This is a genomic window from Marinobacter sp. SBS5, assembly GCF_048285575.1.
Lineage (GTDB): Bacteria > Pseudomonadota > Gammaproteobacteria > Pseudomonadales > Oleiphilaceae > Marinobacter.
In genome coordinates this window covers 819,622-838,050 of sequence record NZ_JBLWAZ010000001.1, presented here as the reverse complement: position 1 = coordinate 838,050, position 18,429 = coordinate 819,622, and the positions used below count along the sequence as shown (strand labels likewise).

The 18,429-nt window shown below is 54.9% G+C and carries 17 protein-coding genes; 7 read left to right on the top strand and 10 right to left on the bottom strand.

The genetic code is table 11. The features are described from left to right. Window positions 1-59: 59 nt before the first annotated feature. Window positions 60-953 (top strand): alpha/beta hydrolase, encoded by an 894-nt coding sequence (locus tag ACNQ6O_RS04070; protein ID WP_418051960.1) that lies wholly within the window; start codon window positions 60-62, stop codon window positions 951-953. On the opposite strand, the gene ACNQ6O_RS04065 is transcribed toward ACNQ6O_RS04070, so the two are convergent. The 4 genes from ACNQ6O_RS04065 to ACNQ6O_RS04050 are packed head-to-tail and all read right to left on the bottom strand — an operon-like array spanning window position 931 to window position 4,955. Continuing rightward, on the bottom strand, window positions 931-1,209 hold the full coding sequence (locus ACNQ6O_RS04065) for a GIY-YIG nuclease family protein (RefSeq protein WP_418051959.1): 279 nt from the start codon (window positions 1,207-1,209) through the stop codon (window positions 931-933). The two genes, ACNQ6O_RS04070 and ACNQ6O_RS04065, sit on opposite strands and share 23 nt — an antisense overlap. After that, the gene (locus ACNQ6O_RS04060; RefSeq protein WP_418051958.1) at window positions 1,202-2,107 is read right to left on the bottom strand and encodes a DMT family transporter; all 906 of its coding nucleotides are present in this window, start codon (window positions 2,105-2,107) and stop codon (window positions 1,202-1,204) included. The genes ACNQ6O_RS04065 and ACNQ6O_RS04060 overlap by 8 nt, the downstream gene beginning before the upstream one ends. Continuing rightward, on the bottom strand, window positions 2,107-3,486 hold the full coding sequence (locus ACNQ6O_RS04055; protein WP_418051957.1) for a sigma-54-dependent transcriptional regulator: 1,380 nt from the start codon (window positions 3,484-3,486) through the stop codon (window positions 2,107-2,109). The genes ACNQ6O_RS04060 and ACNQ6O_RS04055 overlap by 1 nt, the downstream gene beginning before the upstream one ends. Further along, on the bottom strand, window positions 3,486-4,955 hold the full coding sequence (locus tag ACNQ6O_RS04050; RefSeq protein WP_418051956.1) for an ATP-binding protein: 1,470 nt from the start codon (window positions 4,953-4,955) through the stop codon (window positions 3,486-3,488). Before ACNQ6O_RS04050 ends, ACNQ6O_RS04055 begins: the two co-directional genes overlap by 1 nt. A 227-nt stretch (window positions 4,956-5,182) precedes the next feature. Between ACNQ6O_RS04050 and ACNQ6O_RS04045 the strand changes: the two genes are divergently transcribed. Further along, the gene (locus ACNQ6O_RS04045) at window positions 5,183-5,587 is read left to right on the top strand and encodes a DUF4168 domain-containing protein (protein WP_418051955.1); all 405 of its coding nucleotides are present in this window, start codon (window positions 5,183-5,185) and stop codon (window positions 5,585-5,587) included. A 53-nt stretch (window positions 5,588-5,640) separates the two neighbouring features. Here the strand turns inward: ACNQ6O_RS04045 and ACNQ6O_RS04040 are convergent, their stop codons facing one another. Genes ACNQ6O_RS04040 through ACNQ6O_RS04030 form a run of 3 tightly spaced genes read right to left on the bottom strand, consistent with a single transcriptional unit; the run spans window position 5,641 to window position 8,520 of the window. Continuing rightward, the gene (locus ACNQ6O_RS04040; RefSeq protein ID WP_418051954.1) at window positions 5,641-6,441 is read right to left on the bottom strand and encodes a mechanosensitive ion channel domain-containing protein; all 801 of its coding nucleotides are present in this window, start codon (window positions 6,439-6,441) and stop codon (window positions 5,641-5,643) included. A 9-nt stretch (window positions 6,442-6,450) separates the two neighbouring features. Beyond that, window positions 6,451-7,662, bottom strand: coding sequence for a hypothetical protein (locus tag ACNQ6O_RS04035; protein WP_418051953.1), 1,212 nt, complete (start codon window positions 7,660-7,662; stop codon window positions 6,451-6,453). Between the two features lie 18 nt (window positions 7,663-7,680). Next, window positions 7,681-8,520: a 23S rRNA (adenine(2030)-N(6))-methyltransferase RlmJ gene (locus ACNQ6O_RS04030; protein ID WP_418051952.1), complete on the bottom strand. Its 840-nt coding sequence runs from the start codon at window positions 8,518-8,520 to the stop codon at window positions 7,681-7,683. Window positions 8,521-8,698: 178 nt separating this feature from the next. Here ACNQ6O_RS04030 and ACNQ6O_RS04025 point away from each other — a divergent pair, with 178 nt between their 5' ends. The 5 genes from ACNQ6O_RS04025 (at window position 8,699) to ACNQ6O_RS04005 (ending at window position 14,960) form a co-directional block, all read left to right on the top strand. Continuing rightward, window positions 8,699-9,991: an imelysin family protein gene (locus ACNQ6O_RS04025; RefSeq protein WP_418051951.1), complete on the top strand. Its 1,293-nt coding sequence runs from the start codon at window positions 8,699-8,701 to the stop codon at window positions 9,989-9,991. 6 nt (window positions 9,992-9,997) lie between these two features. Beyond that, window positions 9,998-11,401: a di-heme oxidoredictase family protein gene (locus tag ACNQ6O_RS04020; protein WP_418051950.1), complete on the top strand. Its 1,404-nt coding sequence runs from the start codon at window positions 9,998-10,000 to the stop codon at window positions 11,399-11,401. Between the two features lie 9 nt (window positions 11,402-11,410). Next, the gene (locus tag ACNQ6O_RS04015; RefSeq protein ID WP_418051949.1) at window positions 11,411-12,454 is read left to right on the top strand and encodes an imelysin family protein; all 1,044 of its coding nucleotides are present in this window, start codon (window positions 11,411-11,413) and stop codon (window positions 12,452-12,454) included. Window positions 12,455-12,467: 13 nt separating this feature from the next. Then, window positions 12,468-13,562 (top strand): DUF1513 domain-containing protein, encoded by a 1,095-nt coding sequence (locus ACNQ6O_RS04010; protein ID WP_418051948.1) that lies wholly within the window; start codon window positions 12,468-12,470, stop codon window positions 13,560-13,562. Window positions 13,563-13,646: 84 nt separating this feature from the next. Next, entirely contained in the window at window positions 13,647-14,960 is a 1,314-nt protein-coding gene (locus ACNQ6O_RS04005) for an MFS transporter (protein WP_418051947.1), read from the top strand. Between the two features lie 78 nt (window positions 14,961-15,038). On the opposite strand, the gene ACNQ6O_RS04000 is transcribed toward ACNQ6O_RS04005, so the two are convergent. From ACNQ6O_RS04000 to ACNQ6O_RS03990, 3 genes are all read right to left on the bottom strand, one after another. Then, window positions 15,039-16,592, bottom strand: coding sequence for a thrombospondin type 3 repeat-containing protein (locus ACNQ6O_RS04000; RefSeq protein ID WP_418051946.1), 1,554 nt, complete (start codon window positions 16,590-16,592; stop codon window positions 15,039-15,041). Window positions 16,593-16,594: 2 nt separating this feature from the next. Then, the gene (locus tag ACNQ6O_RS03995) at window positions 16,595-17,668 is read right to left on the bottom strand and encodes an OmpA family protein (protein WP_418051945.1); all 1,074 of its coding nucleotides are present in this window, start codon (window positions 17,666-17,668) and stop codon (window positions 16,595-16,597) included. Between the two features lie 395 nt (window positions 17,669-18,063). Continuing rightward, the gene (locus ACNQ6O_RS03990; RefSeq protein ID WP_418051944.1) at window positions 18,064-18,426 is read right to left on the bottom strand and encodes a DUF4870 family protein; all 363 of its coding nucleotides are present in this window, start codon (window positions 18,424-18,426) and stop codon (window positions 18,064-18,066) included. Between the last annotated feature and the right edge of the window lie 3 nt (window positions 18,427-18,429).

Genomic DNA, 18,429 nt, shown 5'->3' with positions numbered 1-18,429 from the left:
CGCCTGTCATGTGTCAATAATTGACGATCATCGTAACCCATTCACTAGGGAGAGCACAGATGTTCCAACCGCTTCTTGAAGCTGGACTGCGCCAGATAATGTACCGACTCGTGCGCCCGCTGCTCTCGAAGGGTGTCCCATTAGCACTGCAACGGGATCTGATTCGACAAGCCTATCGGGCATCAACACCACCCCGAAGCGTGCAGTTCAGCAAAGACAAACTGGGCGATGTACCCGTATTACGTGCACAGTCCAACACCCTTTCATCCGGCACCATCTTGTACCTGCACGGCGGCGGTTACATTATCGGCTCTGCGGCTACACACAACGGCATTGCGGGCCACTTAGCAAAGCTGACCGGCTGTGAAGTGATCGTTCCCGATTACCGGCTGGCGCCCGAACATCCGTATCCCGCGGCACCAGACGATGCCGAAGCGGTGTATCAGGCCTTGATTCATGAAGGGAAACCGGCAGATAAGATCGCTCTAGCCGGAGATTCTGCTGGCGGCGGGCTGGCACTAGTTCTGGCGATGCGCCTCCGAGAACACGGGCATCCCGTGCCCTCATCCATTACGTGTTTTTCACCTTGGACTGATCTGACCAGTCAGCAACACTACACACCCGAGTGCGAACCGGTTCTTCACGGCAGCTGGGTTTTCAAAGCGGCAAGAATGTATGCCGGCGAAGAAGCGCTGACTCATCCAATGATCTCTCCGGTATTTGGAGATTTGAAGGGGCTTCCGCCCACATTGATTCAGGTCGGGAGTCAGGAAATTTTGCTTAATGACTCTACTCGGCTGGCAGAGGTTGCCAAAGAACACAATGTCGACGTCACTCTCGAAATCTACAACAACCTCTGGCACGTTTTTCAGATCCACAGCGCCCAATTAAGCCGTGCCTCTGATGCCCTTAAAATAGCGGCCAAGCACATCAGGCGCCATCTAGCAGAGTAACATCCCCACGCACCAAAGCCTCTTTTCGCGCTCTTGGCCAGCGTTTCACCTGCCACTCCAGCTTGGAGGCCCGGCTTCGGTCACCGGCCAGCGTATGAAACTCCAGCGTCAACGGGCCTTTGCCTCGCAAGCTACGGGCGCCTTTTGGCGCGCCCGCCTGATGTTCCGAAAACCGACGAGGAACATCTGTGGTTATACCGGTGTACAGACTACCCGCTGCGGTGCGCACCAGATACAGGTGCCACTGCTCAGCCATGCTCCAGTCCTTGAGTCCGAGCTTGTACCTTCTTTTGCTGCAGCCACAAGCCAGCGATGATCAACACTAACCCGATATACGTCGATGGCAGGATAACCTCACCCAAGATGAAGTAGATAAACACCAAAGACAAGAACGGCGCTATAAAAATCAAATTACTGACTTTTGCCGTATTTTCCGCTCTTTTCATGGCCTGAGACCACAAAATAAAGGCAACACCCATCTCGAAGACACCAATGTACACCGCTGCGGCAAGCGATCCAAAGCCGGAAAATTCGAACCCGACGGTATACCAGCACACCAATGCAATCACCGGCAGGCCAAACAGAAAGTTCAGGAATAACCCCACAATGGGGTCGCGGGTGTCTCGCGTCGCGATAATCCAGTATGAGGCCCAAACGATGGTGCTCCCCAAAGCCAGAGACACCCCCAGCGGGTCTGAAAAATTCAACGAAGTAACGGCGCCCCGGGTGGCAATCACCACCACGCCGGCATAACACACCAAACCCGCCAGCACGTCGAGGCGACGGAGTTTCTGCCCCAAGAACGGGACAGACAAATACGCAAGAACCAACGCCCAGGTATAGTTGAGTGGCTGGGCCTCCTGAGCCGGCAGCCGATCAAAAGCCCCGAATAACAGAAAATAATACAGACACGGGTTGATGAGGCCCATGCCGATAGATTGCAGATATTGGGTCTTACTGAGCTGGAATACCTGCTGCCAGCGCCCCATGATGACCAGCGCCGAAGCCATAACGAAAATCGAGGCGGTGCAAGCCACCAACAACATCTGAACCGGCGCCAAATCCGCCAAGGCCAGTTTGAATGCGGTCGCCACAGTAGACCATAGCAACACCGTAGCCAGGCCAAACAACATGGCCTGTTTCTGATTTTTCATCACTTTTGCTCCAGAGTGGATTCCAGCCAACGGTAGAGAGTTCGCCTGTTAATACCCAATATTTGCGCGGCGCGACGTTTGTTGCCCTCCACCGCAGTCATCACTTGGCGCACATAATTTTGCTGCAAGGCGTCCAAAGTGGGCCATTCTGGGATATTAGTGCCCTCTGGGTCTATCGCATTAATCTGAAACGCCCCCTGACGCTTACGAATACGTTCAGGCAAATGTTCGGGCTGAATGGTGTCACCGCCGCAAAAAGTTACCGCCCTTTCGATCGCACTGGAGAGCTCCCGTACGTTGCCGGGGAACGGATAGTCCCTCATGACTCTTAAGGTGACCTCACTAAACTTGGTAAACCCGCGACCGTGCCTGAGACACGCTTCCTTGAGAAAGTGCATGGCGAGTAACTCCACGTCTTCCCCCCGTTCTCGCAGGGGCGGCACGCAAAGAGATAAGGTTTCAAGGCGGTAGTAGAGGTCTTCACGGAACAATCCGTCTTCAACCGCTTTCATCAGGTTCACGTGAGTGGATGCAAGTATACGCACATCAACCGCTTCTTCGTGGTCTGCCCCTACCGGCTTGATCGCACCCTCCTGCAATACCCGCAGCAGCTTGGCCTGAAGCGACATTGGCATCTCGCCGATTTCATCCAACAACAGAGTGCCACCGCTGGCCTCAGCAAATAAGCCCTTCCGGGCCTGACGGGCGCCGGTAAATGCGCCGGCCTCATGACCGAAAAATTCACTTTCCATCAGATCCGGCGGAATACCCGCGCAGTTCACCGCCAGAAACGCTTTGCCGGCTCGGTCACTCTGGTTATGGATGGCATGTGCCACCAATTCTTTTCCGGTACCGCTTTCGCCATGGATCAATACCGCAGCCTGACTACGAGCAACCTGTCGGATTTCCCCCCGCAAGCGCTCCATAGCGGAACTGTCGCCCACCAACCCCATATTTTTCTCGCCGTATTGGCGGGACTGGATTTCGGCCAGTTGCCGGTTGATATCGGCCTGCGCCAGTAACCGCTTTATTTTCAGGCGCAGGTGATCGGTAGATAACGGCTTTGTCAGAAAATCATCAGCCCCCGCCTTCAAAGCTTCTACGGCCTGGTCAACCGTGCCAAAAGCTGTGATGACTATAAAGGGAATCCCCGGGTATTCTGCCTGCTGAAATGCCAGCACCTGCATGCCGTCGCCATCAGGCAGCCGAAGATCCGAGACGATCAACGCCGGGCGCTGTTCTTTTAAAGCCTTACGGGCGTCTTGAACCGTTGCAGCACCAATAACCGTATAACCATCCGCTTCCAGTTCCTCAGCCAGCAGTTGCCCCAAACTCGGGTCATCTTCCACCAACAGAATAACGGGTGCGCTTGCCGGCATTATGTTGCCTCCTTCGGGAAATAAAGACTCATACGACAACCTCCCAGATCACTGTCACTTACCTCTACTCGGCCTCCGTGTTCTTTAAGTACACTACTCACCACTGCCAGACCAAGACCGGTCCCCTCGCCGGCCGCACGGGTACTGTAGAAAGGTTCAAACACCCGGGAACGGTGCTCTTCCGGTATACCGGGACCGTCATCTTCCACCCGAACTTCCCAGCAATCATCAGCATCGTGTGCCGATACCCGTAACCGGCACCGTGCAGACTGGCACGCATTGCGGATCACATTCAGGCAAGCCAGCCCCACTCGTAATGGTTCTGCACGCACGGCCATAGGTTGGCCAAGCCCGGCCGTGTCCAGTATTTCAGGATCGCATCGACTGTCTTCCGATACCCACGTCATGACGTCCGAGAGCACCGACGACAAGTCCAGCGAACGGCGGGAGTCCGGCACGTGGCGAAAACAGTCCAGTAGCTGCTGAATAATGGTGGTCATCCGGGTGACCTGATGATCGATATCCGTGAGATGGCGTTGCTGCGCTTCTGGCAAACCCGAACGAGCAAGAATACGGGCACGGCCCTGAATCACGTTTAATGGGGCCCCCAATTCGTGAGCCACGCCCCCGGCGACCCGGCCAATCATTGCGACCTTTTCCTGATATTCCAACTGCTCGGCCAGCGCTCGCTCCCGAGCGATTCGCCCTTCAATTTCCGATTCTGCCCCGGCCATCCGACGACCCAGCTTCAGAATGCCCTGATGAATCTGCCGAAGCTCCCGGGGGCCAGACGGTGGAACAGCCAACAACCATCGCCCGGGCGCCAAACCGGCCATATTTTCAAGCAAGCGGCTGACATGCCGCCCTACCGTTCGGTAGTGTCCCAGCACAACCACCAGAATCATAATGAAGGAAAATGCAGACCAAATGCTGACTGCCCACCAGCGAGATGAGGCCACCAAATCATGGAAATCACTGCGTTTACGGGTGACCTGAAGCAAACCCTGGATACGACCATCTGCGCCCACCAACGGTGTAAAGTGGGAAAATACCGACTCTCCATCTACCCGACGAAACGCGCCGCCCAGCTTCCCGCTGGCAATCACTCTTTCCGCACTCGCACTGTTGGATACGTCCGTGTCCGCCACGCCCAGACTGGCTACCCGATCGCTGTTTTCATCGAATACCGAGGCCCCGGATATGCGGCCAATCTGAAAGATGGATTTGAGCGATTCCCCCAGCACCACCTCATCGCCTTGCGCCAATGCATTGGATACCGGCCCGCTAATCGCTTGGGCAACCAACTCCAGATCTTCTCTCAGACGGTCATTCAGATTCTTTTCTACCGCACCCAAGCCTATATAGATGGCGATACCACTGAACAAAACCAAAGGCACAACAATGCTCAAGACCAGAGTCAGCTGCAAAGACCGGAACATATCCCGAAAGCGCCGGCTAAGAGGAATCATAAGCCGCTCCTTTACCAGAGTGTCACAGCATTTCTGACACATGAGGCATATTGCCACAACCTTCATTACCAACCATTAACACAAAAAACTTATAACTATTTGATTTGTATGAATTTAAAAGAAACACCAAGATTGGCACGCAGTCTGCAAACGTTAAAGTGACATCCACAGACACCGGGCGCAGCAATCTTCCACCCCGGTATGCTCAAGAGAAAGGAGCCTGACCTATGAATAAGCTACTTGTTTCCGTAACGGCATCTCTGGCACTTCTGGCTGCCACCCCAACCATGGCGCAGCAACAAGGACAGCAGCCCCCTGCCAATCCCCACACTCAAAGCCCCGGCTATTCTGATCCCGCCGCTGCAGGCACCCAAAGCACCAACTTCAGCGATGCCCAACTGAAAGAGTTCATTGAAGCTCAGGATCGTGTCATGGAAGTCCGTGAAGAGTACATCGAGAAGATTGAAGCCGCTGACTCACAGCAGAAAGCTCAGGAGCTTCAAATGCAGGCAAACGACAAAATGGTTTCTGCGATTCAGGACGCTGGCATCGAGATATCCACCTACAATGCCATCGCAACCGCCTACAGCAGCGAGCCAAAAATTCGCAACCGCGTTGATGCCCTGATGTAAGCACCACGATAACTGAGTCGTCAGTTGCCCCGCTTTTGCGGGGCTTTTTCATTTCAGTGCAACAGCAGTGGCCGTGAAATCATTCTCACACCCTCCGCGGCACAGACCTGTGCTGCCCGAGCCGTCAGATCAGCGATAAACTGGGTTTGATCACCCGGCGTTAATGGGTAAGCCTTCAAGCGATACTTCATGCCGATATCACTGCCTACGACAGCAACGACAACCGGCTGATAGGTTTTGGTCAGCGGACAGGTATAAATCACATCGCGAAACAGTTCACGCATGCGCGCAATATCGTGGTTTGGCTCTAGATAGAGCTCCGCCACACACATCAGGTTATCAGAACCATCGGTACTGTTTGCCAGCAGGTTGTTCCATAGCAAACCATGCGGAACAACGACGACCGTATCGTCGAGGGTGACAATTTCAGCGGCCCGAGTGCCAATCGCACGGACCTCGCCGTACTGACCGTTAACTTCAATCCAATCGCCTGGCCTGTAGGGCATTTCGTACAAAGTGACGATTCCGGCAATCAGACTGTTTGCGTAATCCTTGAACGCAAAGCCTAGCGCTAAACCCAATGCCCCGAAAATCGCGAGCATATTTTCGAACGACGGCTCCACCAAAATCGGAACGACCATCACAATGGTCAATACAATGATCACCAGCCGGAGCAAAGGCACCATTGCCAACAAGTACAACCGAGGCTTACCTGACAGTTTATGCGCCAGTATGGGCACCAGCTTCTGCACCACCATAATCAGCAACGAAGCAACGGCAACGACAGCAACTGCTTCTATAATTGCATCCGACGTGATCGTGGCCAGCGCGTCCTTAAGACCCAAATCTTCCATTATCCGCTCCTAGAACCCATCTACCGAGAATCCGCGTGCCTGCAGGTACTTGCGGACTGACGGGTAACCCAACGGAGTCAGCTGATACGCTTGCGTGTTTTCATCCTGCTGGATCAGATCCGCTCTGAGAAAACGGGACAACACCAGCTTCAGCTCACGAATAGCAATGCCTGTGACCAGCTCAAGAGAGTCAATGGTCAAACCGCTGTGTAGCAGCAAGGCGTGCAAAACGATACCGGCTTGTTGCCCAGAACCCTGCGGCACGCCGGGTAGACTTAACTGATCAAACGGCACCACCCAGCACTCAGCGGCGTTACCCTCACCCGCTCCGTTTTTTTCCTGCTCGGCATCTTCTTCCGGCTTGGCTCGCAATGCTCGCTGCCAAATAGCGTGGGCAACCCCCCTGTTTCCCCTGGCAGCGTTGGCAAGATCCTGCATGAAACAACTGTACTTTTCTTTGGACTCTTCGGTCTTGGGCGGCAATACATAGAGACCGTCGTTCGTCATGCGCGCCGTGAGTGACCATCCATTGCCACCATGTGCTAAAAAATCCAACCAGCCGGTTAAACGCTCCGAATCCAAAGGCGCCAATGTTAACGGCCCTACATGTAACTCTGGCCAATACCTGACCCAGAACTGCCAGCACCAACTCGAGCATGCCACAATTCCATTACCAGCATTATTCAGAGCGGCACGAGCAAAAAAGGATTTCAGCAGATTCAAACCAGAACGGTGTCGGAGCCAAAAGTCAGCGAGCTCTGGCAGCACCCAGTCATCATCGTTCAGTTGCTCGTCCCACCAACTGTCTGCGTCTTGCTCTGTCATCAACAGGTTATCTGGCGGCTCAATCACTCGTGCCGGCAAAGTCAACAACGCTTCGGATACCCCGGAAAACGGCGGCGCGACGATAAAACTCAACTGACGATTGTGAGTTCCTTGCTGGCGGAGCGCTTCGAGCTGCTCCAGTATGGCTGATGCAAAAGCCACGGCGTCCGGTTTCGGCGCGTACCTACTCAGTTTTTTAGCCGGCAGGGAGGGCAAGTCATCCAAACTTTCAAAGGCTTCGCTCTCGGGCGCAAGTCCCGATCGCAACTGGTCCAGTATGTCCTTAAACCCGGCACGCAGCGTTTTGTGTACCGAAATATCCGGAGTACTCCACTGATCCAGTGGTATCAAGCCTCCCGGCAGACAAGATTGTCCGCTGTCCTTTTCCGTCGTCAAAAACTGTCTCCCTTTGTGTTATTCAGGCACCAGCCAAGTAAGAGTCGCCGACACTCCCAGTCTAGCCTCACCCTCAAGCTCCGCCAGCATATCGCTGAGACGTTGATCGAAGCCCCAGGGTGGATTGATCACCAACATTCCGGAACCGACCATGCCCCGTTCTGGCGGCTGCTCGAGCATCACTTCACTGCGCAACACTTTGCGCACACCACTGCCTTCCACGCCGGCAATCAGCGGTTGCTGAAGGCCACTGGTCAGAATGGGATACCAAATCAGATACACACCGTGGCGACATTTCTTCCATGCCTGAGCCAAGGTCTTCGCGACCAGGTCGTAGTCGTCTTTCACTTCATAGGACGGATCGATCAGTGTGAGCAGTCTGGGCTGCGCGGGTGGCAAACATTTCAACAACCCTTTCAATCCATCTTCGTTCAAAACTCGAACACCGCTCTCAGCGCCCCAGGTTTCCAGATGCCGCCCTTCAGTGGGATGCAACTCGAACGTCGTTATCGAATCCCCGGGCCGGCCCAAATTCGCAAACCAGGCGGGAGAACCGGGGTACAGCGATAAGGTGCCGGAGCCTTTGTTCAGGCCGCCCAACAACTTCACCATTGGCTGCCAGTCTGGCGAATTCAGCTGTCCGCGTAACGACCACAGCCGGTGAATACCGGCATCGGCTTCTGCCGTTTTTCTGGCGCGCTCACTGGTCAGGTCATACAGCGCACTACCGGCGTGGGTATCAAAACACGCAATGGCGGTTTTCTTGGCTTGCATCATGGTCAACGCCAACGTCAATGCCGCGTGTTTTTGAACATCTGCGAAGTTTCCGGCATGGAAGGCGTGAAGATAACTCAACATATCGTACTCCTGATTTCAGCCGTCCATTAAGCCGCAGACACCCCTTACAAACAACACCAAACTGATGCGCTTTGTCGCTTCAAAACAAAAATTCTTGCGTCAAAGTTATCAAAGCCCCCATAATGCAAACGCTAATACTTCCTATTACCAACCACATCCACGCAACACGGAGTTTTCGATGACCGCTTTGTTCCGCCCGGTTCCGCTGGCCCTAACCATCGCAGCCACCCTGTCCACCGGCTGCGCCCTCACCAACACTGCCGACAACTCTGAACCGGTCACTAAAGCATCTGTGGTCTCTCATTACGCGGACCTGGCTCACGCCAACTACCAGGACGCCCTGATCACCGCAAAAGCATTAGATAAAGCCACTGATCAACTGATTGCCAACCCTACCGAAGCAACTCTGCAAGCAGCCAAAGAAGCCTGGCTAGCTGCCCGTGTGCCCTACCAGCAAACAGAAGTGTTCCGGTTCGGCAACACGGTCGTGGACGACTGGGAAGGCCAGCTGAACGCATGGCCGCTGGATGAAGGGCTGATCGATTACGTCAAAGCCGACGATTACCAGTACGAATTGGGCAACGCCGGCGCAACGGCCAACATTATCGCAAACACCAGCGTTAACGTGGGCGGGGAAATGCTCGACACAACCGTATTAACCCCGGAACTGCTGGCTAACTTGAACGAAATTGGCGGCTCTGAAGCCAACGTCGCCACGGGCTATCACGCGGTGGAATTCCTGCTGTGGGGGCAGGACCAGCACGGTTTTGAACAAGGCGCCGGTGAACGCCCGGTCACCGATTACGCAGCGGGCTCGGACTGCACCAACGGCCACTGCGAGCGCCGCGGACAGTATCTGGATGCTGTGACCGACCTGTTGGTCTCCGACCTCGAATGGATGGTGGCCCAGTGGGCTCCGGGTAGCGAGAACAACTACCGCAGCCAACTGACAAGCGGCAATGTAGACGAAGCGGTTCAGAAAATGCTGTTTGGCATGGGCTCTTTGTCTCTCGGCGAGCTGGCTGGCGAGCGTATGAAGGTGGCTCTGGAAGCCAACTCCTATGAAGACGAACACGACTGTTTCAGCGACAACACCCACAACTCCCACTACTACAATGGCCAGGGTATCCAGAATGTTTATACCGGCACCTACCGCCGCGTAGATGGCAGTCTGGTCAGCGGTCCGTCACTGTCCGATCTGGTGGAAGCCAATAACCCTGAATTGGACGCTCGCCTGAACGCCCAACTGGATGCTTCCATGAAAGCGCTGGGACAACTAAAAGCGCACGCTGAAAGCAGCGACAACCCGATGGCCTTTGACACCATGATCGCACCGGGCAACACCGAAGGTGCACAGATCGTTAATAACGCGATCATGGCACTTGTTGAACAGACCGGTTCCATTGAGCAAGCCGCACGCCAACTCGGCATTGAAGCCCTGTCCCCTGACGATGCCGGCCACGCATTCTGAGGCACGATGAAAAACGTACTAATCTGGGGAACGCTGGCTATGGCCAGCGTTCCCGTTTTCGCCGCCAGTCATTCTGGCTACCCGATACAAACCACACCGAATACCGGTGGTGAAGGCACGGTTCAACAAGCAGACACCAATGCCTATTCGCTGCCCCAAGCCAACCTGTCGATGACCAAACGGCTGGACTTCAGTGTGGGCAACAGCTTCTTCCGAAACCCTTGGGTTGAAGCCCCTGCCAGCACCGACGCCCGCGATGGGCTTGGGCCGCTGTTCAACACCAACTCGTGTCAGGGCTGCCACATCAAAGATGGTCGCGGTCACTCTCCGGGCATCGACGAGCCGCCGGTATCCCTGTTCCTTCGGTTGGCCGTACCCGCGGACCCGCTAAAAGATTCGGACATACTTCGAACTCAGGGATTCAAACCGGCTCCCGTTTATGGCGCCCAGCTCCAAACAGCCGCTTTACCAGCAGCCAAACCCGAAGCCAATCTGCGCATCGAATGGCAACCCGTCACTGAGACTCTGGCCGATGGCCATCAAGTATCAATGCGTAAGCCGGTGTATCACATCGACACCCCCAACTACGGCCCGTTGCCGGAGAATCTGTTGACCTCCCCCCGCGTGGCGCCGCAAATGATTGGCATGGGGTTGCTGGAAGCCATTCCAATCAGCGACCTTCAGGGCTTGGCCGATCCTGATGATGCGGACAAAGACGGCATTTCAGGGAAATTGAATCAGGTATGGGACCTGGCCACTAGGCAGACAGCCCCGGGCCGCTTTGGCTGGAAGGCTGCAGAGCCCAACGTACACCAGCAAAGCATGGGTGCGTTCGCCGGTGACATGGGGCTGACCTCTAGCCTGAAGCCAACCACCGACTGCACGCCGGAACAGAAGTGTGAACAATTCCCCGATGGAGGCGCACCGGAAGTCACCGACAAAGTCGCCGGCTTTGTCACCTTCTACGCCAAGAGCCTGGCGGTTCCCGCACGGCGCAATCTGGAGCAGAAAACCGTGCAGCAAGGCGCCAAACGCTTTAACGAAATAGGCTGTGCGGCTTGTCATACGCCCAAGCACACCACCGGAGAAGTAGCCGACCGCCCTGACCTCAGCAACCAGACCATCTGGCCTTACACCGATTTGTTACTGCATGACATGGGGCCTGCGTTGGCAGACGGGCGCGATGAATTCCTCGCCAACGGCAACGAATGGCGCACTCCGCCACTGTGGGGCACCGGTTTGGCCCAAGTGGTGAATCCGCAAGCAGGGTTCCTGCATGATGGCCGTGCACGTACACCGGAGGAAGCCATTCTTTGGCACGGCGGCGAAGCACAGGCAGCTGCCGACCGTTACCGTCACTTGCCAGCCAGTGACCGACAAGCTCTGATCGATTTCCTCAATTCGCTTTAAGGAGTTGCCATGCAGCCCATCATTCGAGCTTTATGCGCTTCGACCCTCGCCGTTGTCGCCTCAATCAGCTACGCGGCCGCTCCGGCAGATGGGCCGCAGAGTGCCCGCGCTGGCTGGCACCCATCGATCCAGTCCGGCTACGACCTACTGGCCGAGGAAACCAACCAGCTTGCCAAACAAGCGAAGACCTACTGCGCAGCGCCCAGCAGAGACGCGAGAGAACAGCTCGAGCAACACTGGCGTGATGCCTTTATGGCCTGGCAACAGGTGCGTTTTGTCAGCTTTGGGCCAGTGGAGAACAACAATCTGGCTTGGCAGTTCCAATTCTGGCCAGACCCGAAAAATCTGGTTGCTCGTAAGGCCAGTTACTTAACCAAATCAGACCAACCCATCACCGCAGACGTAATTGAGCAATCAGGCGTGGCGGTTCAGGGCTTCCCAATGCTGGAATACCTGTTATTCGATGAGGCCTTGGCTTCCGGTGAACGCGCCCTGCCAGCCCCCCATAGTTGCGCTCTGCTAACCAGCATCACCCGGCACATGGCCTCAAACAGCCAACGGCTCAGCGCCGACTGGCACGATTTCAAAACACCCTATCTCAATACCGAGGCCTATCACATCTCCACCATCAAGGCTGCCATGACAACCTTGGAGATCCTTGAAGAACGGCGCCTGGCAAAGCCCATGGGGCTTCGCGGCAACGGCAAACGTAATCCATACATCACCGATGCCTGGCGCAGCGGCGCCAGCCTGTTGTCGGTTGAAGCTACTTTGCGTGGACTGCAGCAACATTTCCTGCCCGGCTTTCTGGAATTGCTGGAACAGAACGGTGAACTGGATCTCGCTGCTCGAATCCGACGCCAGTTCAAAGCGGCACTGGATAATTTCCCGGCTGCAAACCAACCAATGACGACTCTACTATCCGACGACAACGCTTTTCGGGTTCTGCAAGGGCTGTACGTAGATGTCTCTCAGCTAACCACACTCGTCAACGATCAAGCCGCCGTTGCTTTGGGTGTTGTGCGCGGCTTCAATTCCAGTGACGGCGACTGAGAGGCCACTTGTGATGGATAGAAGCCGACGACAACTTTTGAAGGCTGCTCTTGCCGGCAGCGCTGCTTTGAGTCTGAGTGGCTGCAGCCTGCTGCCTCGAAAATCCGGCTTCAACCCCGAACACTATTCCGCGGCTGTTGGTAAACCCGATGGCACCTTCGGCGTTAGCGCGTTCGACCTGAAAGGCGCGCCGCTTTGGGTTTCGCCAGTGAAAACCCGTTGCCACAGCGGTTGCTCTCGTCCAGTGGGCAACCAGCTGGTGTTCTTCGAGCGCCGACCGGGATGGAGCTTCTACGTGCTGGACACCCGAACCGGTAGCCGCCTTCACCATATTGAAGCTGCTCCGGGCGAACACTTTGTTGGTCATGGCGTATTCTCGCCAGATGGTCGCTGGCTGTATGCCACCGCCAGTCGTTATGAGCCGGGTGAAGGTATCGTTGCTGTTTTCGATGCCGAGCAAAACTACCAGCGGGTGAATACCTTCGAATTGGCGGGTATAGGCCCACACCAAATTACTCTACATCCAGACGGCGAAACCCTTGCCGTCGCCCTTGGCGGCATCCTCACCCACCCCGATTACGACCGGCTGAAACTCAATCTCGATACAATGGCACCGGCACTGATTCTGATGAATCGTCGCTCGGGTAAGATTATTGGCCGCCTAAACCCTAGCCATCACCAACAGAGCCTCCGGCACTTAGACATCCACCCTTCGGGCAAAGTGTATGTGGCTTATCAACACCAAGGGCCCCGCCATGAAAGCCCGGCTCTGCTTGCCCGGCTGGACGACAACCGGCTGCGAGAAATTCGTTTTGACGAGGAGACTCAAGCCGCCCTCGCCAACTACATTGCCAGCGTCATCGCGCACCCGGAAAACGATCTGGTAGCGGCAGCGTCTCCGGTGGGCGGCACGGCAGTGATTTTCCAAGGCAGCACTGGAAAACTGCTCACAAAAGCCTCTATTCCGGACTGTTCAGGTGTGCAGGCGCTGGCCGGAGGGGATTTTCTGATTTCCTCGGGCCAAGGCAAGCTGGTTCAGCTTGGCGCAAACCAACCCGCTCAGGAAATTGCCCAACTGCCCCTGTATTGGGATCACCACTTGGTGTAGTCAGCAACGAGTACACCAAGTGTTCCTTAAGCAACTTCCCGGCTCCTGCTATGCTTGGCAAAAACTTTGGCCGGAGTAGTCACCTTGTCCGAAAAGTCTTCCTATTCGATTGACCAGCTATACAGCCTGATTGCCAACGAAGAAGATGCGCGTGTTTGCAAAGACATTCCCGCGGAAGCCTGCCGGGAAGTCCCGCGTAACTTCTTCTTGATTCTATTCAGCAACGTTTTGACCAAGCTGGGCGACCTGCTGATCAGCCCGAAGACCGTTTTGGCCTGGCTGATGAGCGCCGTCGGGGCACCCGCTCTGGTGGCTTGGCTGGTGCCCATCCGGGAATCGGGATCGATGGTGCCGCAAATGGTGATCGGCGCTTGGGTCCGCCGAAAAGCTGTGCGCAAGTGGTTCTGGACTTTGGGCAGTTTCGGGCAGGCAATGAGTGTCATAGCCATGGCTGCCAGCGTTTGGTTTCTGGAAGGCTACGCTGCAGGTACCGGCATTGTGGCTGCCCTCGTCGTATTCTCGCTGTCTCGCGGCTTTTGCTCAGTCTCCATGAAAGACGTGCAAGGCAAATGCATACCAAAAACCCGCCGCGGCCGCTTGTCCGGCTTGGCCAGTTCCCTTGGCGGCACGGCCACCGTGATCCTTACCGCCCTGCTATTCTGGGATCGCGGCGACCCAACCGTCGGCTTCTACACCCTTCTACTGTTGCTCGCCGCCAGCATGTGGATTATCGCCGGTTTTCTGTTCGCTGGGGTTGAAGAATACCCCGGTGAAACCGATGGCGGTGGGAACGCTTTGGCTGAAGCCTTCAAAAGCCTTTCTCTGCTTCGCACCGACACCCTGTTCCGAAACTTTGTCATCACCCGGGCCTTGTTGCTGTGCTCCGCACTGGCCTCCCCCTACTTCGTCGTGCTGGCCCAGAAAGAATCCGATATTGGCTGGATGCTCGGCTTCTTCCTGCTCGCCAGCAGCTTGGCCAGCTCCCTCAGCGCCAGTTTCTGGGGGTGGGCGGCCGATACCTCCAGCCGCCGCGTGATGATCCGTGGCGCCGCGATGGCCAGTGGGATCTGTGTCACGGTTGGGTGTTTGGCGTTGGTGTTTGGCCCCGGTTTCGGGGGAGCCTGGTTTTACCCCATTGCCTTCTTCATTCTGAGCATTGCCCACGCCGGAGTTCGTCTTGGCCGTAAAACCTATTTGGTGGACATGGCCGGCGGCAACAAGCGCACGGACTACACATCAGTGAGTAACACGGTGATTGGTGTTTTGTTGCTGGCAACCGGAGCACTCACCGCAGCTATCTCGCTGATTTCCGATATCGCCGTGATTATCGTGCTTGGGTTGATGGGATTTGCGGGGATGATCAGTGCGCTGCGGTTGGATGAAGTGACGGAAGATTGACCGGCCTTTTTAGACGGGACACGGGAAACAAAAAAGGCCGGCAAATTGCCGGCCTTTTTTGTTTCATTCAGGTTGTTGTTACGGCACCTGAACCTCGGTTTTGGACGCGCACACAGCGTGTACGTTGAACTCGTCCAGCAGTGACAGAAGCTGGAAGCCGCCACTGACCACTTCCACCGAATCAAAACGTTTTGAAGTCTGGAACACTAGGAACCCTACCTCATCACCACCCAACAGTCCGGAGATACCCAGCAGGTCCAGATCCGCACCCACCTGACCATTAGACTCCTCCTGAATCTCACCGTCGAGCAACGTCCGCACTTTCAAACCACCGTTGGTCAGCAGACCTAGCCTAACCAGCTGAGCCGCCTCTGCGACCGAAACACCGATCACATTTTGTCCAGGATAAGCGAAACCAGAGGTCGCCGCTACCCGCAGTCCAACGTTCGACAGACCAAGCAGGTTGGTATTCTGGATGGTCGCAAAGTTGCCCAGATCCTCATCGATGACGTTGCCTTCATCGCTCACGTTACACAACAGCCCACCCAAAGCGGGTAACAGGCAGCCAGACTCGTCTGCGGAGGCCACCGCTTTGATGTCGTTGTCGCTAGCGAGCATAGGCGTGAACTGCTGACCAACGCCGCAAGCAAACTCGATGTTATCGACTCGATCACATGCGTCACCAATGCTGTCACCGTCGGTGTCGGTCTGGTTACCAACACCGGCAACATCCGCTTGGTCAGGACCGTTAGGTACATACGGACAGTTGTCCGGATTGATCAGTTTCGGCCCGAAGTTACCAAATCCAAGATCGATTTTATCATCCACGCCATCTCCATCCATGTCGACGTCACAGGCGTCGCCGGTACCATCAAGATCGGTATCTTTCTGATTGGGGTTGGACACCAACGGACAGTTATCACCAGTAACAACACCGTCTCCGTCTTCGTCCTTATCAGCCGAACACGCATCGCCGACACCATCCCCATTTGCATCTTCCTGACCGGAGTTCGCTTCCAGAGGACAGTTATCACCACCATCCGCCGGATCGATCACCGAGAACTGGCCTGTAGCCTCATCGACTGCCTTATCGGCAACCCCATCCCCGTCTGCATCGGTATCACAGGCATTACCCACATTATTACCATCACGGTCCGCCTGGGAAGGGTTGGCAATCAGAGGGCAGTTATCTGCACCGGTGTCGGTGTAGCTGCCATCCGTATTCTTTTCTTTATCGTCAATGCCGTCACCATCGGAATCGATGTCACAGGCATCGCCGAACAAATCACGGTCGGTGTTGAGCTGATCCGAATTGGCAACCAACGGGCAGTTATCTACACCATTGAGGACGCCGTCACCATCGATGTCGTCATTATTGGAGGTTTCGCCGTCACAGGCATCATCAATACCGTCGGCGTCTGAATCAACACCATCGTTAGCGGTATTCGGGCAGGAATCCTCGTTATCAGGAATTCCGTCACCGTCTCCATCAAAATCTCTGCGGTCGTCAACGTTCTGCCCACCACCGTTAACGCTAGGGCCATCACCAGAGCCATCGGCTTCACAACCGGCCAACGCCAGCAATGCGGTAAACAATAAAATCAAAGGGAAATTCAAGTTATTCAACTTCATGATTAAACACCCTCTCCGGCTGCATCCGATACCACATTGAATTCAACGCGGCGGTTCCGTTCACGACCCTCTTCGGTGTCGTTACTACGCACTGGGTTGGCCTCGCCATAACCTTTGGCGGTTAATTGCTGAGGTGCAACACCCAGACTCAGCAGGTAATTGCGTACCGCATTCGCACGCTTTTGAGACAACTCGCGGTTGTAGTCTGCAGAACCTTGGCTATCGGTGTAACCGGCCAATTCTACTTTGAGATCGGTCTGACCTTTCAGAGCGTCAGCCGTGCTGATCAGAATGTCTTTCGCATTCGCGGTAAGGCGGTCAGAATTAAATTCGAAAGTCACACCCTGCAGCACAACGGTCTGCGCTTGGTTAGTTTCCACACAGCCAACGGCGTTAACTTCGAGACCTTCCAAGGTGTTCGGGCACTGATCGACGCCATCGACCACGCCGTCACCATCCGAGTCTGCGAAGCTCTTCTCAACGACAATCGGCTTTTCAATAACGACAGTTTTTTCAACAATTCGGGTACGGGTTGCACCGATAGGAACGGTTAAACCTAAACTGAAATGAAGATCCGAATAGTCTTCTTCAAAGGCATCCCAAAGGTATCTGGCATCTGCTCTGAGGCGAAGTCCAGTCTTGGAGAAGGAGGAAGAAATCACCCCTAAAGCGGCGTTCGCATAACCATTAAATTCGTTGCCGGTGCTTTTGAATACATCGTTGCGAGAAACACCGCCACCGATGGAAACATAAGGAGAGAAAGTTTCAGCTCCGAACAGGCGGTAGTTAAAATCTGCACCTAATCCCTGCTGGTAATAGTCCGTACCACCATCAACACCCGTTTCCAGAATTCCCGCAAAGAACTGCGGCTCTAACCACCAATGTTGACTGAGCCTTTGGCTATACATACCCCGTATCGCGGTGCCGTAGTCATCGACTCGATCTGTGTCCGGTTTAATATAACTACCGAGTATTGATACCTCACCTTCATGCTGAACGGGCTTTGCCTGAACCATAAATGTCGTAGTCATACACAGGCCAGCAACCGATACTGCCAACAAATTCCTTCGCACCATATAAAGCTTACTCCTCTTCCTTGGTTCTTATTAGTTACCAAAATACGTAAATCGACCTCGCTACTGGCATTTTAGGCCAGCACTAGATTTATCTAGGTGACCCAAACGCCTAGCCAAAGTGTCAAATTCGCCATTACCAGACAAAATGCAAGAGAGGCGAGACTTGAATCTCATATCTAAAATCTTTTTATTACATGCACCTATACCTACCGACAGGCTAGACAACGGGCCCCCAATGATTCAAGCGCGAAAACATTAACTTTTTGTTAAACAATATTGCGATATAGATACTGCATGCACAGACAGGAATACGGAAATCACGCGCCGCCCCAAGGAGAAGGAGCGGACCAGTGAGAACAGGGTGGGGGGAGGGAAATTAGCTTAAAAAAGAAGGATTAAACGGTTCTCCGGTCATTCAGCGCCAAAGCGCCTTTGACAATTTTATAGATGACCCAGATCGATGTGCCCAACAGAATGAACCAGCCGATGATCAGGGGCGTCGTAACAATCCCTATCACCGTCCACAGCAGACCAATCCAAAAGGTGCGAATCTGCCAACGGAAGTGGCTTTCAATCCAGGTGCCGCGAACGTCGTCCATCTTGACGTAATTCACGATCACACCCACCAAGCCCGTAATACCGCCCAAGAAGAACGACAGCGCTTGAAGAAGGTAAACGACGACCGCCAGATTACGCGCAGAGTCCGTGGAAGGTTGCTGAGGTTCATCGTTACGGGGAATGTATTCCGGTTCGGCCAAAGG